Source organism: Sinomonas sp., from assembly GCF_036848755.1.
Taxonomy (GTDB): Bacteria; Actinomycetota; Actinomycetes; order Actinomycetales; family Micrococcaceae; genus Sinomonas.
Genome location: NZ_DAIUJO010000053.1, coordinates 1 through 25,973, shown reverse-complemented (window position 1 = coordinate 25,973; position 25,973 = coordinate 1). Strand labels below are relative to the sequence as shown.

At 70.7% G+C, this 25,973-nt stretch carries 20 protein-coding genes, 1 tRNA gene and 1 pseudogene; 11 read left to right on the top strand and 11 right to left on the bottom strand.

Features of this window, described 5'->3' with window-relative positions; all coding sequences use genetic code 11:
* Together V7053_RS10330 and V7053_RS10325 are read left to right on the top strand one after the other, a co-directional pair.
* Positions 1 to 649 (top strand): aminodeoxychorismate/anthranilate synthase component II (locus V7053_RS10330; protein ID WP_334172197.1); only part of this gene is annotated, 649 nt, incomplete at its 5' end.
* 63 nt (positions 650 to 712) lie between these two features.
* Positions 713 to 1,171 (top strand): Rrf2 family transcriptional regulator, encoded by a 459-nt coding sequence (locus tag V7053_RS10325; protein ID WP_334172196.1) that lies wholly within the window; start codon positions 713 to 715, stop codon positions 1,169 to 1,171.
* Here the strand turns inward: V7053_RS10325 and V7053_RS10320 are convergent.
* The gene (locus tag V7053_RS10320) at positions 1,134 to 1,796 is read right to left on the bottom strand and encodes a TetR/AcrR family transcriptional regulator (protein WP_334172195.1); all 663 of its coding nucleotides are present in this window, start codon (positions 1,794 to 1,796) and stop codon (positions 1,134 to 1,136) included. The genes V7053_RS10325 and V7053_RS10320 overlap by 38 nt on opposite strands.
* A gap of 183 nt (positions 1,797 to 1,979) precedes the next feature.
* On the opposite strand from V7053_RS10320, the gene V7053_RS10315 reads away from it, so the two are divergent.
* The 5 genes from V7053_RS10315 to atzF are packed head-to-tail and all read left to right on the top strand — an operon-like array spanning position 1,980 to position 10,494.
* A complete protein-coding gene (locus tag V7053_RS10315) occupies positions 1,980 to 3,479 on the top strand; it encodes an amino acid permease (protein ID WP_334172194.1) in 1,500 nt (499 codons plus the stop codon).
* A gap of 37 nt (positions 3,480 to 3,516) precedes the next feature.
* Positions 3,517 to 4,416, top strand: coding sequence for an urea amidolyase associated protein UAAP1 (locus V7053_RS10310; RefSeq protein WP_334172193.1), 900 nt, complete (start codon positions 3,517 to 3,519; stop codon positions 4,414 to 4,416).
* Positions 4,413 to 5,102, top strand: a complete 690-nt coding sequence (locus V7053_RS10305) for an urea amidolyase associated protein UAAP2 (RefSeq protein WP_334172192.1) — start codon at positions 4,413 to 4,415, stop codon at positions 5,100 to 5,102. Before V7053_RS10310 ends, V7053_RS10305 begins: the two co-directional genes overlap by 4 nt.
* Positions 5,099 to 8,746, top strand: coding sequence for an urea carboxylase (uca, locus tag V7053_RS10300; protein ID WP_334172191.1), 3,648 nt, complete (start codon positions 5,099 to 5,101; stop codon positions 8,744 to 8,746). Before V7053_RS10305 ends, uca begins: the two co-directional genes overlap by 4 nt.
* Positions 8,743 to 10,494: an allophanate hydrolase gene (gene atzF, locus V7053_RS10295; protein ID WP_334172190.1), complete on the top strand. Its 1,752-nt coding sequence runs from the start codon at positions 8,743 to 8,745 to the stop codon at positions 10,492 to 10,494. The genes uca and atzF overlap by 4 nt, the downstream gene beginning before the upstream one ends.
* Before the next feature lie 54 nt (positions 10,495 to 10,548).
* Here atzF and pknB read toward each other — a convergent pair whose 3' ends face one another.
* From pknB to V7053_RS10260, 7 genes are all read right to left on the bottom strand, one after another.
* Complete coding sequence (gene pknB, locus V7053_RS10290) at positions 10,549 to 12,462, bottom strand: Stk1 family PASTA domain-containing Ser/Thr kinase (protein WP_334172189.1); 1,914 nt, start codon at positions 12,460 to 12,462, stop codon at positions 10,549 to 10,551.
* Between the two features lie 90 nt (positions 12,463 to 12,552).
* Complete coding sequence (locus V7053_RS10285) at positions 12,553 to 14,178, bottom strand: serine/threonine-protein kinase (RefSeq protein ID WP_334172188.1); 1,626 nt, start codon at positions 14,176 to 14,178, stop codon at positions 12,553 to 12,555.
* Positions 14,175 to 15,635, bottom strand: coding sequence for a peptidoglycan D,D-transpeptidase FtsI family protein (locus V7053_RS10280; RefSeq protein ID WP_334172187.1), 1,461 nt, complete (start codon positions 15,633 to 15,635; stop codon positions 14,175 to 14,177). The genes V7053_RS10285 and V7053_RS10280 overlap by 4 nt, the downstream gene beginning before the upstream one ends.
* Entirely contained in the window at positions 15,632 to 17,059 is a 1,428-nt protein-coding gene (locus V7053_RS10275) for an FtsW/RodA/SpoVE family cell cycle protein (protein WP_334172186.1), read from the bottom strand. The genes V7053_RS10280 and V7053_RS10275 overlap by 4 nt, the downstream gene beginning before the upstream one ends.
* Entirely contained in the window at positions 17,059 to 18,771 is a 1,713-nt protein-coding gene (locus V7053_RS10270; RefSeq protein WP_334172185.1) for a PP2C family protein-serine/threonine phosphatase, read from the bottom strand. Before V7053_RS10270 ends, V7053_RS10275 begins: the two co-directional genes overlap by 1 nt.
* 2 nt (positions 18,772 to 18,773) lie before the next feature.
* Positions 18,774 to 19,250 (bottom strand): FHA domain-containing protein FhaB/FipA, encoded by a 477-nt coding sequence (locus V7053_RS10265; protein ID WP_334172184.1) that lies wholly within the window; start codon positions 19,248 to 19,250, stop codon positions 18,774 to 18,776.
* The gene (locus tag V7053_RS10260) at positions 19,247 to 20,047 is read right to left on the bottom strand and encodes a DUF3662 and FHA domain-containing protein (RefSeq protein ID WP_334172183.1); all 801 of its coding nucleotides are present in this window, start codon (positions 20,045 to 20,047) and stop codon (positions 19,247 to 19,249) included. Before V7053_RS10260 ends, V7053_RS10265 begins: the two co-directional genes overlap by 4 nt.
* 251 nt (positions 20,048 to 20,298) lie before the next feature.
* Here V7053_RS10260 and V7053_RS10255 point away from each other — a divergent pair.
* Positions 20,299 to 20,381 (top strand) — tRNA-Leu (locus tag V7053_RS10255).
* A gap of 43 nt (positions 20,382 to 20,424) precedes the next feature.
* On the opposite strand, the gene V7053_RS10250 is transcribed toward V7053_RS10255, so the two are convergent.
* Positions 20,425 to 21,963, bottom strand: coding sequence for a lipase maturation factor family protein (locus V7053_RS10250; RefSeq protein WP_334172182.1), 1,539 nt, complete (start codon positions 21,961 to 21,963; stop codon positions 20,425 to 20,427).
* 56 nt (positions 21,964 to 22,019) lie between these two features.
* Between V7053_RS10250 and V7053_RS10245 the strand changes: the two genes are divergently transcribed.
* A complete protein-coding gene (locus V7053_RS10245) occupies positions 22,020 to 22,718 on the top strand; it encodes a dienelactone hydrolase family protein (RefSeq protein WP_334172181.1) in 699 nt (232 codons plus the stop codon).
* 19 nt (positions 22,719 to 22,737) lie between these two features.
* On the opposite strand, the gene V7053_RS10240 is transcribed toward V7053_RS10245, so the two are convergent.
* A complete protein-coding gene (locus V7053_RS10240) occupies positions 22,738 to 24,258 on the bottom strand; it encodes an MFS transporter (protein ID WP_334172180.1) in 1,521 nt (506 codons plus the stop codon).
* Positions 24,259 to 24,312: 54 nt separating this feature from the next.
* On the opposite strand from V7053_RS10240, the gene V7053_RS10235 reads away from it, so the two are divergent.
* Together V7053_RS10235 and V7053_RS10230 are read left to right on the top strand one after the other, a co-directional pair.
* Entirely contained in the window at positions 24,313 to 24,876 is a 564-nt protein-coding gene (locus V7053_RS10235; protein ID WP_334172179.1) for a TetR/AcrR family transcriptional regulator, read from the top strand.
* A gap of 87 nt (positions 24,877 to 24,963) precedes the next feature.
* Entirely contained in the window at positions 24,964 to 25,644 is a 681-nt protein-coding gene (locus tag V7053_RS10230) for a MerR family transcriptional regulator (protein ID WP_334172198.1), read from the top strand.
* On the opposite strand, the pseudogene V7053_RS10225 reads toward V7053_RS10230, so the two are convergent.
* Positions 25,641 to 25,973: pseudogene (locus V7053_RS10225) on the bottom strand (MFS transporter); the annotation flags it as partial. The gene V7053_RS10230 and the pseudogene V7053_RS10225 sit on opposite strands and share 4 nt — an antisense overlap.

Genomic DNA, 25,973 nt, shown 5'->3' with positions numbered 1-25,973 from the left:
CACCCGCATCCTCGTCATCGACAACTACGACTCGTTCGTCTACACGCTCGTGGGCTACCTCCAGCAGCTCGGGGCCGAGACGACGGTCGTGCGGAACGACGACGTCTCCCTCGCCGAGGCGATCGAGCTCGCTGCGGCGCGCGACGGCGTCCTCATCTCGCCCGGGCCCGGCAACCCCGCGGAGGCGGGCGTGTGCATCGAGCTCATCAGGTGGTGCGGCGAGAACTCGAAGCCCATGCTCGGCGTCTGCCTCGGCCATCAGGCGCTCGCCGAAGCGTACGGCGGCAAGGTCACACATGCGCCCGAGCTCATGCACGGAAAGACCTCGCTCGTGGAACACGAGGGCAAGGGCGTCTTCGCGGGCCTCAAGTCACCGTTCACCGCCACGCGGTATCACTCGCTCGCGGCCGTCGCGGACACGATCCCGGACGTCCTCGAGGTCACGGCGCACACTCACTCGGGGGTCATCATGGGCCTCCAGCACAAGTCGGCGCCCCTGTGCGGCGTGCAGTTCCACCCTGAGAGCGTGCTCACGGAGGGCGGATACCAGATGCTCGGCAACTGGCTCGAGTCGCTGGGGCTCGCGGGCGCCGCCGAGAAGGCGGCAACGCTGAGCCCGCTCATCCACGCTGAGGACGCCGCGCACTGAGGCGCGGCCCCACGCAGCGAAGCGGCGTGGATTTCCATAACAGGTGTTAGTAAGCTCCCGGCTATGCGCATCCGGGCGTTCGATGATCTCGTTCTGCGGGTCCTGATGCTGCTCAATTCCCCGGACGCAGAGGGCCAGATGACCACCCAAGCCATCGCCGAAGGCGTGGCAACCCCGTACAACCACGTCAGCAAGGCCATCACCGGTCTGCGTCGGCTCGGCCTCATCGAGTCCCAGCGCGGGCGCCGCGGCGGGGTGCGCCTCACGGATGAGGGCCGTCGCGCCACGGTCGGCGCCGTTCTCCGGGCCCTCGACGATCGTGAGGACGTTCCCGACTGCCGTTCACCGAAGGGCGACTGCGTCCTCCTGCCGTCGTGCGGTCTCCGCTCGTCGCTCCGGTTCGCCCGCGAGGCGTTCTACCAGGAGCTCGACGGCGTGCTCATCCGGGGCGTCGGACAGGGGCCCGCGGCCGGGCCCGCGACGCTCACGCTGGCTCCGGCAGCTCAGCGGCCAGCGTCCTGATCCGCTCGGCTTCCGGTCCGAACCCCAGCAGCCGCAGCCCCGCGTCGGCGGTCTCCCGGGCGGAATCCTCCCGGGCGAGCCCGTCGGCGCGCAGGCTGATGAGCGATTCGACGAGACGGAACACCAGGTCGCCGCTCCCCGGCCACTCCCGCCGCGGCGAGAGCCGTTCGTAGATCTCCCGCAGCTCGCGGCGCAGCCCGAGGAAGGCGGCGAAGCGGGCGCTCCGAGCTTCGGGAAGGTGATAGAGGACCCCGAGGTTCCATCGAGCGGAGCAGAGCTGCGTCCCGTCGTAGAGGGAGAGGGCATAGAGGCGGGCCGCCCGCTCTGGCCCGGGGCCGCCGTCGTCGTCTGCCGGAAGGCCCTGCGCGAGGTGCCGGGCGAAGCTCAGGCTGCCCGAGACGGTGTCGGCCAAGAGGGCCTCGAGGATGTCGTCCTTCGTGGGGAAGTGGTGGTACAGCGACGACTGGCGCATGCCCACGGCCTCGGCGATCGCTCGCGTGGAGGTCTGCGCGTAGCCGAGGGTCGTGAAGAGCTCAGCCGCGGCGTCGAGGATCTCTTCCCTGCCCGACGCACCCGGCCGGACCTTCCTCTGCGCGCGGGGGCGCCCGGGCCGTGACTCGCTCATGCTCCGATTCTCACATCCGTCCGAGGGGCGCCAGCGCCGGTGAGCCGCCGGAAACACGCTCGACGCACAACCGCCTCGCACTTCTTACCTCCCCGAAGCGAATCCCTCATCAGCGCCCGAAAAACTGTCACTTGACCGGTATTCCTCCCCGCCGGCGTGACCCTCCTACCCCTCGGAGCGCTCATGACTGTCACCGAACTCCCGCAGACCGCGCCGTCGTCCGACGACGCCGACCTCGCCTCGCTCGGCTACCGGCCGACCCTCCAGCGCAAGCTCGGCCGCTATGCGTCCTTCGCGGCGGGCTTCTCATTCGTCTCGATCCTCACCACGATCTTCCAGCTCTTCGCCTTCGGCTACTCGTTCGCCGGGCCGGCCTTCTTCTGGACCTGGCCGATCGTGCTGCTCGGGCAGCTCCTCGTCGCCCTCAACTTCGCCGAGCTCGCCTCCCGCTACCCGATCTCGGGGGCGGCCTACCAGTGGGCGCGACGCCTGGGCGGCCGCACCGTCGGCTGGTTCGCCGGGTGGTACATGGCGCTCGCCCAGGTCATCACGGCGGCCGCCGCCGCGATCGCCCTGCAGGTCGTCCTGCCCCAGCTGTGGGGCGGCTTCCAGATCGTCGGCGGCGACCCCGCGCTGGACACCACGACAGGCGCGTCCAACGCCGTCGTCCTCGGCGCCGGGCTCCTCGTCGTCACGACCGTCATCAACATCCTGGGCGTCAAGATCATGTCCCACGTCAACTCGATCGGCGTGACGTGCGAGATCGTCGGCGTCGCGTGCGTGGTCCTTGCCCTCTTCAGCGCCTCGCGCCGGGGCGCGATGGTCGTCGACGACACGTCGGCGCTGCACGGATCGAGTCTCGGGGTAGTGGGCGCGTTCCTCGTCTCGGGCCTCATGGCCGCGTACGTCATGGTGGGCTTCGACTCGGCCGGCGAGCTCTCCGAGGAGACGAAGGACCCGCGCCGCACGACCCCCCGCACCATCATCTCGGCCCTCCTCGTGAGCGGGGTGGGCGGGGCCCTCATGATCGTCGCCGCGCTCATGGCCGCCCCGAGCCTCGACGACGGCCATCTCGCGACCGACGGCCTTCCCTACGTGCTGACCGCGGTTCTCGGCACGTTCTGGGGCAAGGTCCTCCTCGCCGACGTGGCCATCGCGATCTCGGTCTGCACGCTCGCGATCCAGACGGCGGGCTCGCGCCTCGTCTTCTCGATGGCCCGGGACGGTCAGCTCCCAGCGGCGAGGCACCTCTCCGCGGTCCACGCGCGGCGCGGCACCCCAATCCTGCCCTCCCTCATCATCGGCGCGCTCGCCGTCGCCGTCCTCGCGATCAACATCGGCAACGCGGCACTGTTCACGACCCTCTCGAGCGTCTGCATCGTCATGATCTACCTCGCCTATCTGCTCATCACGGTCCCGCTCCTCGTCCAGCGGGTTCGCGGCCGCTGGACCCGCGAGGCCGAACCCGGATTCTTCTCGCTCGGCAAGTGGGGGATCGCCGTGAACGTCCTCGCGGTCGCCTACGGAGCGGCCATGCTCGTCAACCTCGCGTGGCCTCGGCCTGAGGTCTACGATCCGGCCGGCGACAGCCCGATCCTCCTGTTCTCCGCGCCGCTCGTCCTCGCGGCGGTCGGGCTCCTGGGCTACCTCGTGCGCCGCCGCCTGAGCGCCCGCACCGCCTGAGCCCAGTAGCAACGCCACCCACACCTGAAAGGGAGCCATGACCCCCACCTCGAACACGCCCCTCCTGCAGGAAGAGCGAACGACGACGACGGCAACCACCGCGGGAGCCCGCGCCCACGCACGGGCCCAGCACGGCCGGACGGCGGAGACGATGCGCTTCGTCCCCGTGCAGTCCGCGCCCCGTCATCTCCTGGACCAGCTGCCGGCCGGCGTGGGCGTGGATCGTGTGACGTGGGCCGAGTCGCTGGCGTTCGGGCAGTACACGGCCATGCCCCTCGCCCGCGGGACGCGCGTCCGCCTGACCGACACCGCGGGTGACGCGTGCGTGCACGCCGTGCTCTACAGGGCGGGGGCGCTGCACGAGCGGCTCAACGTCGCGGACACGGTCAAGGTCCCCTGGCAGGCGTACCCCGGCCTCGGACACCCGCTGCTTTCCGACGCCGGGCGGCTCATGGCGACGGTGGTCGCCGACACCTCGGGGCGCCACGACGCTCTGACGGGCACGACGACGCTCGCGGGCAACGCCGAGAAGTACGGGGCCGGCGGTGCCCACTCGGCGTCGCCGGCTGGCCGCGAGCTCCTCGTGCTCGGGGCGCTCAAGCAGGGCCTCGAACGGCGTGACGTGCCGCCGTCGCTCTCGTTCTTCAAGGGCATCCGGGTGGGTGTGGACGGCTCGATCGCGTTCCTGGGGAGCGCGGGCGCGGGAGCCGCCGTCGAGCTCCTCCTCCAGATGGACGCCGTCCTCGTCCTGGCCAACACGGCCCACCCCCTCGATCCGCGCGCCGAGTTCAGCGGAACCGCCGTCGACCTCCTCGCGTGGCGCGCGCCCGAAGATCTCGGGGCGCTCGCGGCCGGCTCGCTCGTCGACCTCGGCCCCGAACACCGCCAGGCACTGAACAACACGGAGCACGATCTCGCCGCAAGGAGCCACGCATGAACGCCCCTCTGGCCACCACCATCCCCACGCCCATCGAGGCAGCGCTCGTCCCCGGCGAGGTCATCCTCGACGAGTTCGTGGAGGCCCGCGGGCCGTGGTCTGCGGTCGTGGCAGCGGGCGATGTCCTCACGATCGTAGATCTGGAGGGCAACCAGGCCGTGGACTGCCTGCTCTACGCGGCGGCGGACCACTCAGTGCGCTACTCGGCCGCGGAGACGATCGCCCGCCAGCGGTCCATCGTCCTCACCACGGGCTCTCTCCTGCGCGCGGACACGGGCGAGCCCCTCATGACCGTCGTCGCCGACGAGGTCGGCGTGCACGACACGATCGGCGGCGCGTGCTCGCAGGAGTCCAACACGCTGCGCTACGGGCAGCACACCCGCGAGCAGCACGCGTGTGTCGAGAACTTCCTGAGCGAAGGTTCGCGCTGGGGTCTGGGGAAGCGGGACCTCGTCTCCAACATCAACTGGTTCATGAACGTCCCGGTGGACCCGGACGGCGCCCTCGGGATCGTCGACGGGCTCTCCTCGCCGGGCAAGCGCGTCGCGCTCCGGGCCGAGGTGGACACGCTGGTGCTCGTCTCCAACTGTCCCCAGATCAACAACCCCTGCAACGGCTTCAACCCCACGCCGGTGCGCATGGTCGTCTCCCGGCCTGCCGAGGTCCACGAGGAGGCCACCCGATGAGCTTCGACACCCTGCTCGTCGCCAATCGCGGCGAGATCGCCTGCCGCGTGATCCGCTCCGCGCGCAAGCTCGGCCTCCGCACGGTCGCCGTCTTCTCGGAGGCGGACCGCGGGGCGGCGCACGTCCGGCTGGCCGACGAGGCAGTGCTCCTCGGGCCGGCGCCCGCGAAGGAGTCGTACCTGAAGGCCGAGGCCATCCTGGCCGCCGCCGCGCTCACGGGCGCGGGTGCGATCCACCCCGGCTACGGCTTCCTCTCGGAGGACGCCGCCTTCGCTGAGGCGGTCGAGGCCGCTGGGCTCGTGTTCGTGGGCCCCACCCCGGAGCAGCTCCGCGCGTTCGGCACCAAGCACACGGCACGGGAGGCCGCGCGCTCGGCCGGAGTGCCCATGATGGCGGGCTCGGGCCTCCTGGCCGACGCGACGGCCGCCCTCGCGGCGTCCCGTGAGATCGGCTTCCCGCTCATGCTCAAGGCCACCGGTGGCGGCGGTGGGATCGGCATGACGGTCTGCCGCTCCGAGGCCGAACTCGCCGAATCCTACGATCGGGTGGCCCGCCTCGCCGCGTCGAGCTTCGGCACGGAGGGGGTCTTCGCCGAGCGGTACGTGGAGCGCGCTCGCCACGTCGAGGTGCAGGTCTTCGGCGATGGGCGGGGCCGGGTGGTGAGCCTGGGCGACCGCGACTGCTCGCTCCAGCGCCGCCATCAGAAGGTGCTCGAAGAGGCGCCGGCACCCGCCCTCCCGGACGCGGTCCGCGCGGAGCTGCACCGCTCGGCCCGGGCCCTGTGCTCCTCGGTCGCCTACCGCTCGGCCGGCACCGTCGAGTTCGTCTACGATCCAGTCCGCGAGGAGGCATCGTTCCTCGAGGTCAACGCGAGGCTTCAGGTCGAACACCCCGTCACGGAGGCGGTCACCGGCGTCGACCTCGTCGAATGGATGCTTCGCCTCGCCCTGGCCGGCGACGGCGAGGCCGACGTGCTCGACGGGGTCCCCGACGCCGTTCCGGTCACCGGTGCTGCAGTCGAGGCCCGCGTGTACGCCGAGGACCCGGCGAAGAACTTCCAGCCGAGCGCGGGAACCCTCACCCAGGTCGTCTATCCGGAGGGCGACGGCGTGCGCGTCGATGCGTGGGCGGAGCGCGGCACGGAGGTGTCCACCCACTACGACCCGCTCCTTGCGAAGGTCATCACGGTCGCGGCGACCCGCGAGGCCGCCCTCGACCGGCTCGCGGGAGCTCTGGCCGAGACCCGCCTCGATGGGATCGAGACGAACCTCGGCCTCCTGCGGACGGTGGCGGGGCTCGACGCCGTCCGGCTCGCCGCACACTCGACGTCGACGCTCGACGGCGCGGGCGACCCGGAGCCGCGCGTCAGCGTGGAGCGTCCCGGGATGCAGACCACTGTCCAGGACTGGCCCGGCCGAACGGGGCTCTGGAAGGTCGGCGTTCCGCCGAGCGGCCCGATGGACGATCTCTCGTTCCGGCTCGGCAACGAGGCCCTCGGGAACCCGGAGGGGGCGCCGGGGCTCGAATTCACGGTCACCGGCCCCGCTCTGCGGTTCTCGCACGAGACGACGGTGTGCGTCACGGGCGCGCCGGTGAAGGTGACGGTCGACGGCGAGCCCGCGCGGCAGTGGGAGCCCGTCACGGTGCCAGCGGGGTCGCTCCTCGACGTCGGCACCGCCGCGGGCCCCGGGCTGCGCGGCTACGTGCTGTTCGCGGGCGGCCTCGACGTGCCGCTGTACCTCGGGAGCGCGGCGACGTTCGCGCTCGGCCAGTTCGGCGGCCACGGCGGGCGGGGGCTCCGGCCCGGCGACGTCCTCCGCACGGCGGTGGCAGCCGGAACCTCGCGCGCTGAGGTTCCGGCCGAGGTGCGTCCGGTCCTCACCTCGGAATGGCAGCTCGCGGTCACCGAGGGGCCCCACGGGGCTCCCGAGTTCTTCACGCGGGAGGACATCGACGAGCTGTACTCGTCTGCCTACGAGGTGCACTTCAACTCGGCCCGCACGGGCGTCCGGCTCATCGGGCCGAAGCCGCGATGGACGCGGAGCGACGGCGGCGAGGCGGGGCTGCACCCCTCGAACATCCACGACACGCCCTACTCGGTCGGGGCCCTCGACTTCACCGGGGACACCCCGATCCTGCTCGGCCCCGACGGCCCGAGCCTGGGCGGCTTCGTGTGTCCCGTGACTGTCGTGGCCGCGGACCGGTGGAAGCTCGGCCAGCTCGCACCCGGTGACACCGTGCGCTTCGTGCCCGTCCGGGGCGACGACGCGCCGTCGCCCCGCGAACTCGGCGCCATGCGGCGGGCGGCCTCGCCCGTCGTCGTGAGCCGCGGCGGGGATGCGGACGACGGCGTGCTGGCGCGGCGACCCGAGGCGGAGGGTGCGCCCGCGGTGACCTACCGCCGCTCGGGCGACGACAACATCCTCGTCGAATACGGCGACATGGTCCTCGATCTCGGGCTTCGCGCCCGCGTCCATGCGCTCCACGAGCACATCGCCTCGCTCGGGGTGCCCGGCGTCGTCGACCTCACCCCGGGCATCCGCTCGCTGCAGATCAAGGTGGACCCCGACGTCCTGCCGTCAGGGAAGCTCCTTCGCCTCGCGCAGGAGGCCGAGGCGGATCTCCCCGCGACCTCGGAGCTCGTGGTGCCAAGCCGCACGGTCCGGCTTCCGCTCTCGTGGGACGACCCGGCCACGCGCGAGGCGATCGAGCGGTACATGACCGGGGTCCGCGACGATGCGCCGTGGTGTCCGTGGAACATCGAGTTCATCCGCCGGGTCAACGGCCTCGACTCGGTCGACGACGTCTACCGCACGGTCTTCGACGCCGAGTACCTCGTGCTCGGCCTCGGCGACGTATACCTCGGCGCCCCCGTGGCCACACCCCTCGACCCCCGGCACCGGCTGGTCACCACGAAGTACAACCCGGCTCGCACGTGGACGCCGGAGAATGCGGTGGGCATCGGCGGTGCCTATCTGTGCATCTACGGCATGGAAGGCCCGGGCGGCTATCAATTCGTAGGCCGGACGACCCAAGTCTGGTCGCGCTACGCCGACGCCGCCCCCTTCGAGCCGGGCTCCCCGTGGCTGCTGCGCTTCTTCGACCGCATCTCGTGGTACCCGGTCTCGCCCGAGGAACTCCTCGAGCTCAGGGCCGACATGGCAGCTGGGCGGGGCCACGTCGAGATCGAGGACGGGACCTTCTCGCTCGCCGAGCATGAGGCGTTCCTCGAGGCGAATCGGGAATCCATCGAGGCGTTCCGAGCGCGTCAGGCGGCTGCCTTCTCTGGTGAGCGGCAGGCGTGGGCCGAGGCCGGCGAGTTCGACCGCGCCGAGGCCGTCTCGGTCGCGGAACCGGTCGGCGACATCGTGGTTCCCGTGGACGGCGCCCTCGTCGAGGCGCCGTTCACGGCGAACGTCTGGAAAGTCGACGTGGAACCGGGGCAGTCCGTTGCCGAGGGAGAGCCCCTCCTGGCGCTCGAGGCCATGAAGATGGAGACCGTCATCGTCGCCCCGTGCGACGGCGTCGTCGAGCATCTTCTCTCCGCGGGCCAGCAGGTCACGGCCGGGGACGCCCTTGTGATCCTCGCGCCGCCCGCGCCGACGCTCGGACTCGAGGAACTGGACGAAGAGGCCGTGGCATGAGTGGGACGGCAGAGGCCCGCGTTCGCGCCGCTTACGCCGCGATCGACGCAGCCGACCGCCCCGAGGTGTGGATCACTCTGCGGCCGGAGGCCGAGTTGGTCGCCGAAGCCCGCGACGTCGATGCGCGGACGACGGCGGGGGAGCGCCTTCCGCTGGCCGGGCTCCTGCTAGCGGTCAAGAACAACGTCGATGTCGCCGGGATTCGGACGACGGCGGCGTGCCCCGGCTTCGGCGAGGTTCCCACCCGGGACGCGACCGCCGTCGCCCGCCTGCGCGCGGCCGGCGCGCTCGTGCTCGGGGCGACCAACCTCGACCAATTCGCAACGGGTCTCGTCGGGACGCGGAGCCCCTTCGGCGCGGTGCGGGACGCGCGCCGGCCGGACCGGATCTCGGGGGGCTCGAGCTCGGGCTCGGCGGTCGCCGTCGCGCTCGGGCTCGCGGACCTCGCCATCGGCACGGATACCGCGGGCTCGGGCAGGGTCCCCGCCGGGCTCCAGGGAATCGTCGGGATCAAGCCGACGCTCGGCGTCGTGCCCACGGACGGGCTCCTGCCGGCGTGTCCCTCGTGGGACGCGATCACGGTCTTCGCACGCGACCTCTCGACGGCGGAGCTAGCCGCCGGGATCATGGCCGGCGGCGCGAGGGCGTGGCCCGCGAACACCAAGCTCGCCGCGCCGTCGCAGCCTCGCGTTGCCTACCCCGATTCTCTGCCGGGCCTTTCGGGGGAGTGGCGGACCGCGTTCGAGCGCGTCATCCACGCGCTGGAGGACCAGGGCGCGCGCACGGAGCCGATCCCCTTCGAGGCCTTCCTCGACGCGGCGCGGATGCTCTACGAGAGCTCCCTGGTCGCCGAGCGCTACGCGGCGGTCGGGGCCTATCTCGATGCGCAGCCTGAGGAGCCGTGGCCTCATGGCGCCGATCCCACGGTGACCGCGATCGTCCGGTCGGCACGCACGCACAGTGCCCACGCCTACGTGGCGGACAGGGTCCGGCTCGAGGCGCTCCGCACCGAGGCGCTCGCGCGGCTCGAGGGGTTCGACGCCCTCGTCATCCCGACGGCCCCCCGGCATCCGACCCTTGCCGAGGTCGAGGCCGACCCCGTCGGCGTGAACTCCCTCATGGGCACGTACACCAACTTCTGCAATCTCTTCGACCTCTCGGCGGTGGCGGTCCCGGCCGGCGCCGTCTGCGAGGCGGACGGCGAGGTCTCGCAGTTCGGCGTCACGGTCGTGGCGGGTGCGTTCGAGGACGCCGTCGCGGCCGATGTTGCACGGCGCATCGAACAGCCCGCCGAGCCGCCTGCGCTCCTCCCGCGCGCCGCAGCGCCCGCGGCCCCGCACCCCCAGCCGTGGCCCGTCGCGGCCGGGGCCCGAGCCGTCCCGCTCGTCGTCGTCGGCGCCCACCGCCGCGGACAGGCGCTCGTGCACGAGCTCGAGGAGCTCGCCGCCGCGTGGGACGGCGAGGTGCGCACGGCACCCGAGTACCGCATGCTTGCCCTCGAGACGCGGCCGCAGAAGCCGGGGCTCATCCGGAGCGACCGCGGCGCGGAGCTCGTCGGCGAACGGTGGCTGCTCTCGCCCGCGGCGCTCGGGGAGTTCCTCGCCGAGCTGCCGCGACCCATGCTGCTGGGCCGGATGCGGCTCGTCGACGGCAGCGAGTGTGTGGGCTTCGCGTGCGACGCCGTGGCCGCTGCTCAGTCCGAGGACATCACCGACTATCGCGATTGGCTGGCCTGGCAGGGCCGTTGAGCCCGGAGCGGCCCCGTTCAGGTCCCCAGGCTGCCGCGCCGACGCTCGGCCGAATCACCCGCCGAGCCCGAGGGCGTCGCCGTTGCCGTTGCCGTTGCCGTTCCCGTTGCCGTTCCCATTGCTGGTCGGCGTCGGGGTGGGGGTCGGGGTGGGAGACGGGGACGGGCTGGGAGGGGGCGGCGGCGCGACCGCGACCGTCAGGATGACGGTGCCGCCCTGATCGATCGTGCCGTCCGGCGGGACGCTCTGGGCCGTCACCGTCCCAGGGGTTGCGGTGGCCGATTCGACTTGGGTGATCTGGGCGCCGAGCTTGAGGTCGGCCAAGGCCGTCTTGGCCTCGTCGGCCGTCCGCCCGCGGAGATCAGGCACCGCAACCTTGCCGGTGGAGACCGTCAGCACGACCTGCGATCCGATCGCCACGGTCTGGCCCGCGGCCGGGTCCGCGCTGATGACGCGGCCATAGGGCACGGTCGCGCTGTTCGCGGTCTTCGACTGGTCCGCGGGGACGAGGCCGATGGAACGCAGCATGTCCCGCGCCCCCGCCTCCGTGTTGCCGACGATCGCCTGCGGGATGACGGCTGTCGAGGGGCCGGTCGAGATCTCGATGACGATCTTCGTGTTCTTCGCGAGCTGTGAGCCCGCCGCGGGAATCGTGTCGATCGCGAGGCCCTTGGCCACGTCGGCGCTCGGCTTCTGCGAGAACTCCGGGTTGAGACCGAGCTGCGTGAGCCGTGCGAACGCGTCCGTGTCCTGCATGTTGGCGACGTTCGGAACGCTCACGTACACGATGGCCGGCGGCTGGTTCAGGTAGCTGTACAGCCAGTAGCCGCCACCGCCGAGGATGAGGAGTACGAGGACCACGAGGAACGCGATCCATCCGCCGTGGCCCCGGCGGCGGCGCTCCGGCCCGTCCGCCTCGTCCTCGAACGGGAGGAACCCGTCGTCGGCCGCGGGTTCCACGGCCGGGAACTCGCCTGTGTCCCCGAGATGCGGGGAGGCCGGCTCCGGCGCCTCGAGGGGAGCCGCGTATGCGCCGACACTCGCGGCGGCGGCGGCGACCGCCATCGCTTCGGTCCGCTCGTCGTCGTCCGCGGAGGCGAGGCTCGGCAGGATGCGGCCCGCGCTCGCTGCGCGGAGTGCGCGTCGGAAGGCCCCCGCATCCTGGAAGCGTCGGTCAGGGTCCTTCTGGAGCGCCCTGTCCAGGACGCTCTGCACGGCGTCCGTGATCTCGGGGTTGAACTCCTGGGCCTTGGGCGCCTCGACCTGGACGTGCTGGTACGCCACCGACACCGGCGACTCGCCCGTGAAGGGCGGGCGCCCCGTGAGGAGCTCGTACAGGAGGCATCCGGTCGAGTACAGGTCGCTCCGGGCATCGACGCTCTGGCCCTGGGCCTGCTCGGGAGAAAGGTACTGCGCCGTTCCGACAACTGCTTGGGTCTGGGTCATCGTCGCGCCCGATTCGGCGATCGCCCGCGCGATCCCGAAGTCCATGACCTTGACGCTGCCCGACTCCTCGGTGACCATGACGTTCGCGGGCTTGATGTCCCGGTGGACGATCCCGGCGCGGTGGCTGTACTCGAGCGCGGAGAGCACGCCTTGGACGTATTCGAGCGCCTTCTCCTGGTCGATCGGCCCCGATCGGACCAGCTCGCGGAGCGTCGGTCCGATCACGAGCTCCATGACCATGAACGGGACCTCGACCGAGCCCGGATTGAGCGGGTCGGCCGAGCGTTCGCCCGTGTCGTAGACAGCGACGATGTTCGGGTGGTTGAGCGCAGCGACGGCCTGCGCCTCGCGCTCGAAGCGAACGCGCAGCTGGCGGTCGCGGGCCATGTCCGCGCGCAGCATCTTGACGGCGACCGTCCGTCCGAGCCGGGTGTCCTGCGCCTCGAAGACGTCAGCCATCCCTCCGCGGCCGAGCAGCTTGCCCAGCACGTAGCGGCCCGAGAGGACGACGGGCTGAGGCATCGGCTCGTCCTCTCGTTCCAGCGGTGTATGGATTGGCTGCGTCATGACCTCTATTTCCCCGGCAGAAGGGCCTATTAGACCAGTGTGGCCCTACTTGGTGGCAGAAGGCGTGGAGGTCGGCGCCGTTGAGGGTGTCGCGGTCTGCGTCGGGGTCGGCGCGTGCGTCGGCGTGGGCGCCGGAACCACCGCATACGTCACCGTGATCGTCGAACCGACCGGGAGCGCACCTGTCGGGCTCAGCCTGAGGACTTCGCCCATCACGCCCTGTGACTGCTGCACGGGGTTGAGCTGGACCACGAAGCCCTGGTTCTCGAGCTCGCTCTGGACCGTCGTGTAGTTCTGCCCCACATAGTCAGCCGCCGAGACGGTGATCGTCGAGATCGTGGGCGTGGGCGTGGCCGTCGGCGTCGGAGTGGGCGTCTCCGTCGGGGTGGGGCTCTGCGTCGCACTCGGGGGAGCGCTCGACGTCGTGCTCTTGGCAGGCGACGAGAACAGCCCCAGATTGCTGAGCAGGATGCCCAGCAGCACGAACAGCAGCAGCAGCACGAGAGCGACGAGAGGCCACGTGAGCGCCCGACGACGGCGCTTCTGCACGGGCGCGGGGGCAACCTCCTCCTCGTCGAGGGGGGCATACAGCGGCGAGCCGCCACCGGCCGCGTGGTCGCCCTCCACGGCCATCACGCCCTCGTCGCCGCCCGCGATGGGCAGGGCCGCGGTTGCCGGCGAGGCCGCGTGTGCCGCTTGGGCACCGGCTGCGGCGGCGCCGAGGCCGCCAGCGAGGGCGGCACCGCCGACGACGGCGGTCGGCGCGGTCGCCTGGCGCACCGGTTGGGTCATCGCCTCGGTGGAGTCGTCGTGGAGGAGCATGCCGGGGACGGCGGCCTGGGCGGCACGGATGTCCCCGCGCCGGAGCGCCTCGGCGGCCTCGGCGAGCTTGATGGCGTTGGCCGGCCGGTTCCGCGGGTCCTTCGACAGCATCGACATGAGCAGGGCCCGGACGGGCGCGGGAACCTGCTCTGGCAGCGGCGGCGGAGCGTCGTTGACCTGCGCGAGCGCGATGGCGATCTGGCTCTCTCCGGAGAAGGGGCGGTGGCCGGTGAGGCACTCGTAGCCGATCACGCCGAGCGAGTAGATGTCGCTCGATCCGGTCGCCTGCTGGCCGGTGGCCTGCTCGGGCGCGAGGTACTGGGCGGTCCCCATGACCTGTCCGGTCTGCGTGAGCGGAACCTGGTCGGCCAGCCGCGCGATGCCGAAGTCCGTGACCTTGACGCGGTTGTCGGGCGTGATGAGCAGGTTGCCGGGCTTGACGTCGCGGTGCACGAGCCCGCGCGCGTGCGCGACCGCCAGGGCGCGGGCGGTCTGCGCCATGATGTTGAGCGTGCGGTCCGGGGAGAGGACCTTCTCCCGCTCGAGGATCGAACTGAGCGGCTCGCCGGGGACGAGCTCCATGACGAGGTAGGCGGAGCCGCTGTCCTCGCCATAGTCGAACACGTTCGCGATGCCGTTGTGGTTGAGCAGCGCGGTATGGCGTGCCTCATTGCGGAAGCGCTCGAGGAAGCCCGGATCGCCCGCGTACTCTTCCTTGAGGATCTTGATGGCGACGTTGCGCCCCAGCACCTCGTCGCGGGCGTTCCACACTTCGCCCATGCCGCCGATGGCGATACGGCTCTCCAGGTGGTACCTGCCGCCCAAGGTGATGCCCGACGTGGGTCTCACTTCTTCAACACCGCCTCAAAGATCTTGCTCGCGTTCGGACTGGTCAGTTTGGCGCCCGTCAGGACATCGACGCCTTCCATCACGATGGTCACCTGCACCTGCGGATTGTCCGCAGGGGCGAAGCCGGTGAACCAGGAGTTGTTGAGGCCGCTTGTCCCGAGTTCGGCCGTTCCGGTCTTCCCGGCAACGCTGATGCCGGGGACGGCCGCGGCCTTCGCGATGCCGTTGGAGACCACTTCGGTCATCCACTGGGTGATCTGGCCCGCGATCGCCGGGGTGGTCGAGGTGCGCAGCACTTCGGGCTTCGGCTCGTCCACGATGCGAAGGTCGGGCCCTCGGACCGTCTTGACGAGGGAGGGCTTCATCTCGACGCCGCCGTTCGCGATCGCGTCGGTCATGAGCGCGATCTGCAGGGGAGAGGCCTTCGTGTCGAACTGGCCGATCGCGGACTGGGCCAGCTGGGCCTGGTCGAGGTTCGTCGGCCAGACGCCGCCCTGGTAGTCGAGGTGCAGGAGGTCGCCCGCGTCCTGGCCGAAGCCGAAGGCCGAGGCCTGCTTGCCGATGGCGTCCTGCCCCAAGTCGAGGGCGATGGACGCGAACGGCGTGTTGCAGGACTGCTCGAGCGCGAAGTCGAAGCTTGCCTGCGACTGCGTGTAGCAGTTTCCGCCCGCGTAGTTCGGCAGCATCGCGGTGCTGCCTGGGAGCTGCATCTGGGCCGGGTTCGGCAGAACGCTGTCCTTGTTGTACTTCCCCGAGGCGAGGGCGGCGGCCGTGTCGACGAGCTTGAAGACTGAGCCCGGGGCGAGCAGATTGCCGGTCGGTCCGCTCACGCTCTGGTTGAGGTTGATCCCGGGGATCCCCTGGAGCTTCGTCATCGCGGCCTGGGCCGCCGCCTGATCCTGGGTCGCGATCTGGTTCGGGTCGTAGCTCGGCTTCGAGACCATGGCGATGATGGCACCGGTCTTCGGATTCGTGACGACGATCGATCCGCGCATCCCATCCGGTATGAGGCTGTAGGCGAGCTGCTGGATAGCGGGGTCGATCGTGAGTTCGACGGAGGCGCCCTGAGGCTGCTGCCCGAGGAACAGTTGCTTGACCCGGTCGAGGAGGAGCTGGTCCGAGGTGCCGGTGAGCGTAGAGTTCATGCTCTTCTCGAGGCCGGTCGAGCCGAAGATGTTCGAGTAGTAGCCCGTGAGCCCCGCGTACAGGGGCCCCTGAAGGTACTGCCGCTGGTACTTGCACGTCTCCGAACCGGTGGGGACTGACTGCACGATCGGCTGGCCCGCCACGAGGATGGCCCCGCGGTCCTGGCAGAAGGTCTGCAGGATGGCGCGGTTGTTCCACTGGTTCGAGTCGAGCGCGTCGGCGTCGACCACCTGGACGTAGCTGATGGAGCCCAGGATGAGCGCGAACATGACCGCCATGGCGATCCATGCGTTCCGGATGGCCTGGTTCACTGCTGCTTCACCGCCTGGGTCATGGTCGTTTCGGGCACGCCGCTCCGCAGTCCCGGCGACCTCGAGGTGTTGCCGGACGCGTCGTCCGGCATGAGGGGTGTGGTGTCGACCGGGCGCCGCGCAGCGTTCGAGATGACGAGGAGAAGGGCCACGATGATCCAGTTCGCGAGCAGCGAGGAGCCACCGGCCGCAAGGAACGGCGTGGTGAGGCCCGTGAGCGGGATGAGCCGCGTCACGCCGCCGATCACGACGAAGCACTGGAGCCCGATCCCGGCCGAGAGCCCGCACGCGAGGAGCTTGCCGAACGCGTCCCGCGCGCCGATCGCGGCCCGCATGCCGCGCGTCACGAGCAGCGCGTACATCATGACGATCGCGAACAGGCCGACGAGTCCAAGCTCTTCGCCGAACGCGGCGATGATCATGTCCGAGTTGGCGAAGGGCACGAGGTCGGGGCGGCCTTGGCCCAGCCCCGTGCCGATGAGGCCGCCGTTGGCCATTCCGAACAGGCCCTGGACAATCTGATAGCTGCCGCCGTACTGGCGCCCGAACACGTTGGGGTCGAAGGCATTGAGCCAGCCGTCCACGCGGAGGGCGATGTGGGGGAAGATGTAGCCCGCGGCCACCGAGCCCGCGAACATGAGGATGATGCCGAGGAGGGCCCAGCTCGCGCGGCTCGTGGCGACGTAGATCATCGAGATGAAGATCCCGAAGAAGAGGATCGACATGCCGAGGTCATGCTGGAAGATCAGGATCCCGATGCTCGCGAGCCAGGCGACCACCATGGGTCCCAGATCGCGGAAGCGCGGGAGCTGGAGTCTGCCGATCCGGCGCCCCGCGAGCAGGATGAGGTCGCGGTTGGTCGAGAGATAGCCCGCGAAGAAGATGCCGATCGTGATCTTCGCGACCTCGCCCGGCTGGAACGAGGCCGAGCCGAGGCGGATCCACACCTGCGCGCCGTTGATGTCGCCTGCCGTGATGCCCGGCACCAGCGGGAGCACGAGCAGGACGGCGCTCAGGATGAGCGAGATGTAGGTGAAACGGCGCAGGGTCCGGTGGTCCTTGAGGAACCAGATGACGATGGCCGCGAGGGCCATGCCGATCACCGTCCAGCGGGCCTGTGCGTTGCCGTAGTCGGTCTGGGGGGTGTCGAGCCGGTGGATCATCGCGAGGCCCAGCCCGTTGAGGGCCACGACGAGGGGAAGGATGAGCGGATCGGCATATTTTGCTCGGAACCGCAGCGAGATATGCAGCGCGAGCGATGCAACCGTGATCGTCACGCTCTCGAGCCAGAAGTTGCTTCCCAGCGCGGTGCCCTCATTCAGCGCGGTCATGGCGTTCGCGCCGCAGCCGACGATGAGGGCGAGGATCAGCAGGACGAGCTCGATGTTGCGCCGCGGGCGCACGGCGGCGTCGACAGCGCTCATTATTGGCCTCCCAAACAGGGATTGGTGGGCGATGGGCTGCTCGACGGGTGCGCGCTCGCGCCCGTGGGCGACGGCGACGGGTGGGGCGACGCCGGTATCGCCGTCGCAGACGCCGAGGGTACGGGCGAGGCCGTGTGAGTCGGCGAGGCCGACGACGACGGCGAGCTCAGGCAGCTGTCCGGATTGCTCCGGATGTTGGCCACGATGTCCTCGGCCTCGGAGAGGCTGTTGGCCGGGACGCCTGCCTGCAGGCGCTGCTGCTGGAAGTTGGGGAGGGAACTCATCGGAATGTCGGTCACGGCGTGAACCTTGGACAGCGAGATGGGCCCCAGCGTCTGGGAGACCCCGTTGAAGATCGCGACGTGGTTGTTGTAGGCCCCGACGTAGTAGCGCGTCTGGGTCCACGCGTACCCGAGCCACAGGCCGAGCACGATCGCGACTGCCACGATCGCCGCGACGATGAGCCTGACCCAGCGGCGGAGCCGACGGCGCACCGAGTCCGACTCGGTGTCCGGTTCTTCGACCTCGACCTCGGGGTCGGCGCGGTGGGTGAGGAGCGCGGCGGCGCGACGTGCGGCTGTCCTGCTCGCGACCGAGGGAAGCGATCCGCTCTCGGCCGCGGCGGCGGCCGCGCCGACGAGCTCGTGGGGGCGGCTGTCGAGCTCGCGCCGGAGGACTTCCGCGGAGAGGTGGGCTCCCAGGTTCGGATCCGTCGGTACTTCGTGGCGGACGCCGGTCTCGTCGTCGCTGAGTTCGCCGCCCTCGCCGCCGGCGGGCTCGCTTGCCGCGCCCCCGGGAGCGGGAGCGGGGCTCTCGGGTGCGCCGCCGTCGTCGTGCGCTGCCGCAGCCGCGGCGGCCTTGCCCGTGGGGGTCTCCGCGCGGGCTGCGGACGTGACCGGAGTCCGGGCGGCCGCGGACGCAGTGACCGTCGCGGCGGCCGCCGGAGCGGAGACGGGCTTCTGGTCGTCGCTTGCCTCGGCGGCGACAATGTCCGCCACGATCACGGTCACGTTGTCCGGCGCGCCCGCGGCCAGGGTCAGCGTGATGAGCTTGTCCGCGCACTCGCCGGGGTCTTCGATCTCGCTGACCGTCCGCTCGACGATCGCGTGCGGAACGTAGTTGAGGCCGTCCGAACACAAGAGCCAGCGCTCGCCCTCTTCGACGTCGAACGAGGTGAGATCCAGTTCGGGGCTCGCGTCGACATCGCCGAGGACGCGCATGAGGACGTTCTTGTGCGGGTGGGTCTCTGCCTCCTCGGGCCGGAGACGGCCCTCGTTGATGAGCCGCTGGACGAACGTGTGGTCCACGCTCATCTGCTCGAACTTGTTGCCGCGCAGACGGTAGGCGCGAGAGTCGCCGATGTGCGCGAAAGCGAGCTTGGACCCGTTGAGGAGGATTGCGGTGACCGTCGTGCCCATGCCCGCGAGCTTCGGATTCGTCGCGACGAGCTCGGAGAGGAGGGAGTTCGCGGTCTGGATCTCATCGGCCAGCACGGTGCCGGCCTCGCCGCTGTCCCCGTACCCGCCGTGGTCGAGGTGGACCAGATCGAGGACAGTGGACGCACTGGCCACGTCGCCACCCGCGTGGCCGCCCATCCCGTCTGCGACGACGGCAAGATGACGGCCCGCATAGGCGGAGTCGTCGTTCTTGGCGCGCAGCCTGCCGACGTCGGAACGGGCCGCGTACCGCAGGATCAGCTGGGTGTCCGGCAAGATCAGGGCCTCAGCTCGATCACGGTCTTCCCGATGCGGATCGGGACGTTGAGCTCGACGGGCTGGGCGCGGGTCAGCTGACGGTCAGCGAGATACGTGCCGTTCGTCGAGCCGAGGTCCTCGATGAACCAGCGGCTTCCCTGCGGGAAGAGGCGCGCGTGGCGGCCCGAGGCGTAGTCGTCCTCGAGCACGAGCGTGGCTTCCTGCGCGCGGCCCAGCAGGATGGGGCTCTCCCCGAGGGCCATGCTCGCACCGGCGAGCGGACCTTCGACGACGACGAGTTCGTGCGCCTGCTGCCGGGGCGGCGGCGGTTCGGCGAGGGCAGGGTTCTTGCGGACCTCGCGCGCGCTCGGCGCGCCGGTCTTGTGACGCCGCCCGACCATGAGGTCCCGCCGCATCGCGCCGACGATGCTGAACACCAGCACCCACATGAGCACGAGGAAGCCGAGACGGAGGACGGTGAGCGTCAGTTCGTTCACGCGGATCCTCCCAGGGGGGCCGGCAGCATCCGGAAGACGATGCGCGTGCGGCCCATCGAGATGGTCGCCCCGTCAAGGAGCTCGACCGAGCCGTTCACCCGCTCTCCGTTGACGTAGCTTCCGTTGGTCGAGCCGAGGTCGACGGCGTAGACGTGGCCTTGGCTGCGACGGATCTCGAGGTGCCGGCGCGAGACGCCGGTGTCGTCGACGACGACGTCGGCCTCCGAGGAACGGCCCAGAACGACCGAGTCGGCGTTGAGCGAATACCGCTGGCCGTCGATCTCGAGGACGGGGTGGAGATGGAGCGGCTGCTGCATGGTCGCACCGCCGGGGAACGCACCGGCCGGGAAGCGATTCGGTGCGGAGGGTACGCGCGGCGGCGCCGGCGGAACTGGCCGACGGGGACCAGGAGCGGGCGAGGGAGCAGCGCTCTTCTCCGAGCGTGCCGTGACCTCGAACGCGCCGGGCTTGAGGTCGGCGTCGTGCTTGAACGAGAAGCGGACAGGGCCCTGCAGCGTGTAGCCCTGCGAGCGGGCGTGCTGGACGGCGACGTCGCACAGCTCCTCGGCGAGGGGCTGGCCCCACTGCTGGACGCGGTCGAAGTCGTTGTCGCCGAGCCGGGCCTCGAAGACGTTCGGGGCGAGCGTTCGGCCCTGCGAGATCGCGATGGCCTGGTTGTCCATCACGCGCCGCAGTCGGCTCGCAATCTCGACCGGCTGGATCTGGGTGTTGCCTCGCGAGAAGACGCCGTGCACGGCCTTCTCAATGCCGAGCTCGAGGCGATCGAGCAGTCCCATGGCCGTCCTCCTCTCTCGGCTTGCCGTCAGTCGGAGCGCGCGGCGAAGTGACGGTGGCGTACGTGCCTCTTCGCTGCGCGTGCGTTCGATGCTTCTCCGATAGTACTGGGCTGTTCTGGAAACTCCCGATTCGCCGCCTCGGCGGTGGCGCCGCGGCTCCCCGCCGATTTCGCATCCGTCGGGGGCTCGGCTATGCTTGAGCTCGCTGCTTTCGCGGGAGTGGGCCCCTTGGGGTTGCCTGCGGATCGTGAGCGCGAGTGGCGGAACGGCAGACGCGCTGGCTTCAGGTGCCAGTGTCCGAAAGGGCGTGCGGGTTCAAATCCCGCCTCGCGCACAGCTGGAACCCCCGGTCTTGAGGCCGGGGGTTCTTTTGTTCCCTACTGCGCTACGTCCCGCAGTTCGATCGGCCGGATGAGCACCCGGATCGGCGTGATGTTCCAACGGTCATGGGTCTGCCGGAACTGCTCGCGGCTCGAGAACTGGTAGAGCGCGTTGCGGACCCTGATCCATCGGGGCCTCGCGCCGTCGAACGGGTCGGCCCGGAGGAGGCGGAGCGTCGCGGGATCGGCCTCGAGGAGCTTGAACAGGAACGCGTAGAACCATTCTTCGTGGACTGTGCGCAGCGGGAGGAACCACATGAGCCAGTCGAGGCGCAGGTGGTAGGGCGCCCACTGGCGCGGCAGGCGGCTGGCCTCCCCCGGCTTGCCCTTGAAGCGGTACTCGCGCCATTCGGCGTCGTCGGAGGGGACGTCGTCCAGCGTTCCCTCGACCACGATTTCGACGCGCCGCTTCGTCACGCTCCCGAAGGCCCCGTACGTGTTGCCGAGCATCCAGCGGTTGAAGGCGGCGTTCATGAGCTGGCGGCGCGAGAAGAGGTTCTTCGCTGGCCAGTACCCGAGTACGGCGAGGAAGACGCCCGCGGCGAGCACGACGACGGCCCACAGCCAGGAGAAGACGTCGCCCGGGTAGCCGGTCGGCTCGCCCAGACCGCCCGCGAAGAGGCCCCCCGACCAGACGCCGTCGGCCTGGGATGTCGCCGCGGCCCACGACGCCGACGAGTACCGCAGGGGCATGAACGGGAAGACGGCGTGCACGACGCGGTCGCTCACAGCGGCGAAGGCCAGCACGATCGCCGACCAATTGAGCCACGCGAAGTTGCCCGAGACGATGAGCCACAGCTGGGTCACGACCACGATCGCGACCGCGATCGTGGCGAGGGGTTGCGGCGCGAACAGGAAGAACGGGACGACGAGCTGCGCGAAGTGGTTTCCCACGACCTCGACCCTGTGCAGCGGCTTGGGCAGCAGGTGGAACTGGCGGCTGAACGGCCCGGGCATGGGCTGGGTCTCGTGGTGGTAGTAGAGGGCCGTGAGGTCCCGCCACTCCTGGCCTCCGCGGATCTTGATCATGCCGGCCCCGAACTCGAGGCGGAACGTGAGCCACGCGGTCACGAGGAGTATGGCCGTGGGCGGCGGGCTCTGGTCGGAGCCGAGGAATGCGACCGTGAAGCCCGCCTCGAGCAGGAGCATCTCCCAGCCGAAGCCGTAGAAGGTCTGGCCGACGTTGACGATCGACATGTAGAAGGCCCAGAGGACGAGGAAGGCGACCAGCGGGACCCACGGCGGTCCAAGCTGTGGGATTCCGAGGATGACGAGCCCCGAGATCACCAGCCCGACGGCGCACATCCAGCGCAGCAGGCGGTCGGAGTAGCCCCAGCGGAACAGGGTGGGGCGGCGGAGGCGGTGGAAGGCCGCGACGAAGTCCGGCACCGGGAGCAGGCCGTGCTCACCGAGGAGGACCGGGAACTGGTTGAGGCTCGAGAGGAACGCGACGAAGTAGAGGGCGGCCACGCCCCGCTGGAGCACGATCCTTGCCAGCTCGTAGTCCGGCGCGCTGAACCAGAGCACCCAGTCCATACACCCACGCTACGCCGCGGGTACGCCTGCGGGCAGCATCCGGCTAGCGTGGTCGCATGAACGAACAGAGGCCTTTCCAGAACGTCACGTTCCCCTCCGCGGGCCGCGAGGCTCACGGCTACCTCGCCCGGCCGGAGTCCGGCACGGGCCCGGGCGTGATCGTCATCCAGGAGTGGTGGGGGCTGGTGGACCACATCAGGGACATCGCCGACCGGCTCGCGGCCGAGGGGTTCGTGGCCCTCGCCCCCGACCTCTACGGCGGCCGGGTTGCCCACGACGGCGCCGAGGCTGCCCGGATCATGCGCGACCTTCCCGAGGAGGAGGGCGCCCGCCTGCTCGCCGGGGCTGTGGACTATCTGCTCTCGCTCCCGGAGGTCACGAGCTCGACCGTCGGGGCGATCGGCTTCTGCATGGGCGGAGGGTTCGTCCTCCAACTCGCCGCCCAGCAGGGCGAGCGGGTGAGCGCGGCGGTGCCGTTCTACGGCGTCGGCCAAGGCGTCCCGAACGACTTCTCGGGCGTCCGCGCGGCAATCCAGGGGCACTATGGGGAGCACGATCGCGGCTACCCTGCCGCCGAGGCCCGCAAGCAGGCCGAGCAGATCCGCCGCGAGTCCGGGGCGGAGGTCGAGTTCTTCTTCTACGACGCCGGCCACGCCTTCGCGAACGATTCCAACCCTCAGGGCAACTACCGTCCGGAGGCCGCGAAGCTCGCGTGGTCGCGCGCCGTGCAGTTCCTCAAGGACAAGGTCCGCTGAGCACCGAGCCGCCTCGCCTTCAGGCCCGGCGCAGCGCGCGGCGGACGACGGCGGCCGCCACCAGCATGAGCACCGCACCGATCGCCGCGGTCGCCGCGACCCCGGAGTCGAACGCGTGGAAGGCGGATGCCAGCAGCTCGGACGCCTGGCCGCCGGGCAGGGACGGCGCGGCGTCGACGGCTCCGCCGAGCGTCTCGCGAGCCCGTGCGGCGGCAGCGTCCGGGAGTCCCGACGGGACGGTGACGTTGAGGCGGTACGCCGCCCCGAGCACGCTGCCGAGGACCGCCGTCCCGAGGACGGCCCCAAGCTCGTACGCCGTCTCGGAGACCGCAGACGCGGCGCCGGCCTTCGCCGCCGGGACGCTCGCGATGATGAGGTCGTTCGAGAGCGTTTCGGCGAGGCCCACACCCGCACCCACCACGGTGAACCCGGCGAGGAGCGCGGGCAGCGAGCCGTCGCGGCCGAAGGCGAGGACGAGCCCATAGCCGAGCGCGTTGAGCAGCAGGCCGCCGACCATGACCGACGGTGCCGAGAACCTCGCGGCGAGCCGGACTGCAGCCAGGCCGGTGGCGATCGTGAGGGCCAGTCCGGGGAGCATGAGCAGCCCCGCGTGCAGGGGCGATTCGCCCGCGACGAGCTGGAGGTGCTGCGAGAGGAACAGCGTGAACCCGACGAGCGAGAAGATGCTCAGGAGGTTCGCGGCGAGCCCCGAGCTGAACGCAGGGTTCCGGAAGAGCCGGACGTCGAGCATGGGCTGCGGCCTCCGGAGCTGGCGGCGGACGAAGGCCCAACCCGCCGCTAGGCCAGCGGCGAGGACGAGCCCGGCGGAGGCGCCGCCGTCGTGCGCGATCTCCTTGATGCCGTAGACGATCGCGGTGGCCGCTGCCGCGATCAGCAGGATGCTCGGCGGGTCGACGGGCGACGGCGAGGGGTCGCGTGACTCCGGCACGAGCACCGGGGCGAGCACGAGCAGCGGGATGAGTGCCGGGAGGGCGAGGAGGAACACCGAGCCCCACGCGAAGTGCTCGAGGAGGGCGCCGCCTACGAGCGGGCCGAGCGCGGCGCCGCCAGAGTAGGTCGCCGCCCAGATGGCGATCGCGAGGCGTCTCTCTCCGGCGTCCGCGAAGAGGTTGCGGATGAGGGACAGCGTTGCCGGCATGATCATCGAGCCGAACACGCCGATGAGAGCCCGGGCGGCGATGAGCTGGGCTGAGTTCGTGGCGAGCGCTGCGAGGGCCGAGACGGCCGCGAAGCCGGTCGCGCCGACCAGGAGGATGCGCCGCCGGCCGATGCGGTCGCCAATGCTGCCCATCGGCACGAGGAGCCCTGCGAGCACGAGCGCGTAGACGTCAACGATCCACAGTGCCTGGGTGCTGTTCGGCTGCAGGGCGAGCGAGATCGAGGGGAGCGCGAACGCGAGCACCGTGTTGTCGACGGCGATGAGCAGCACCGGGAACATGAGCGTTCCCAGCGCGAGCCAGCGCCGGGCCTTCCCGGCGGATGCGATGCGCGCGTGGGTGCGGGTGGCGACTTGGAACATGGTTTAACTATACCGTCCGGACGGTTTAGTTACAACGCCACGTACAGTGGCCTTATGCCCAGACCGCCCAAGGCCCGCGAAGCCCTGCTCGCCGCGTACCGCGACCTGCTCGTCTCCGAGGGGGAGCGGGCGGCCACGATGGATGCCGTCGCTGCCCGCGCGGGAGTCTCGAAGGGCGGCCTCCTGTACCACTTCAAGAGCAAGGACGCGCTCGCCGACGCGCTCCTGACGGCGCTGCGCGAAGCCGCGAAGCTCGACAGGGAGCGCATGGCCGCCGACCCCGAGGGGCCGGCCCGGTACTTCGTCCGCACCTCGGTCAACTCGGGTACCGACATGGATGCCTTCTTCGTCGCGGCAGTCCGCCTCGCGCAGACGGGGCACGCGGGCGCGCTCGCCGCCCTCGAGGAGATCGACGCCGCGTGGCTCGAGCTCATCCGCCGCGAGGTTCCGGACCCCGCCGTCGCGACCGCGGTCATGCTGATGGGCGAGGGGCTGTACCACTACTCGTCCCTCGCCGGATCCTGGCCCGAGAAGACGTTCGGCACCTCCATCGGCGACCTGCTCGCCGTCGTCGACCGCTTGAGCGGGCGCGCCGGAGCGGGGCCGGGCGCGGCCTAGCTCCGGCAGCGCGAGGAACCCGGCGAAACCCCTTGACCTTGACGCAGCGTCAACTCCTACCCTCGAAGAGCAAGGAGGGACGCATGGATTGGAGCATCCAAGAGGTCGCGAGGGCGCAACGGCTATCGGTATTACGACGAGGAGGCGCTCGTGCGGCTCCAGCGCATCCTCCTGCTCCGCGAGCTCGGCCTCGGACTGCCGGCCGTCGCGGAGGTCCTCAGGAACCAGACGGACCAGGCCAGCGCGCTCCGTGCGCATCTCGCGTGGCTGCGGGAGGAAAGGGAGCGGCTCGCGCGCCAGGCGCGCGCGGTCGAGTCGACGATCCATCAACTGGAAGGAGGTGGCCAGCTCATGGCGCAGGACATGTTCGATGGGTTCGACCACACGCGGTACAAGGACGAGGTCGAGGCCCGCTGGGGCCGCGAGGCCTACGAAGACAGCGACACTTGGTGGCGCGGACTGGGTGCCGAGGGCCAGAAGGAGTGGAGGGGACGCGTTGCCCGGCTCATCGAGGACTGGCGTGCCGCCGCGGCGAGCGGCGCCTCGCCGGAGAGCGACACCGCGCAGACCCTCGCTGCGCGCCACGTCGACTGGCTGGGCGGCATTCCCGGAACCCCCGGCTATCCCGAGGGGCCGGCAAAGGGCTACGTGCTCGGTCTCGCTGACATGTATGTCGCCGACGAGCGCTTCGCCGCGAACTACGGCGGCGCTCAGGCTGCGACCTTCGTGCGCGACGCCCTGCGCGTGTACGCAGAGCGCGAGCTCTAGGCGCGCGCCCGGCGAATTCGCCACCACCGTGGTGCCGCCGCGATGGCGAGTCCCGCCACAGCCACGGCCGTGCTCAGGGCCAGGCCCGGCCGGAACACGTCCAGCATGGCGGTCGGGGACGACGCCGTGTGGGTGCCCGAGCCGACGAGTGCCGTCGTGACCGCGAGCACGAGGGCGGCCCCGACCTGGGTGCTCGTTTGGATGAGGCCGGCGGCGAGCCCCTGCTCATCGTCGTGGATGCCAGCCGTGGCTTGGACGTTGATGGACGGGAAGCCGAGGGCGAAGCCGACGCCGAGGAGCAGCACGGAGGGGAGGATGTCCGTCGGGTA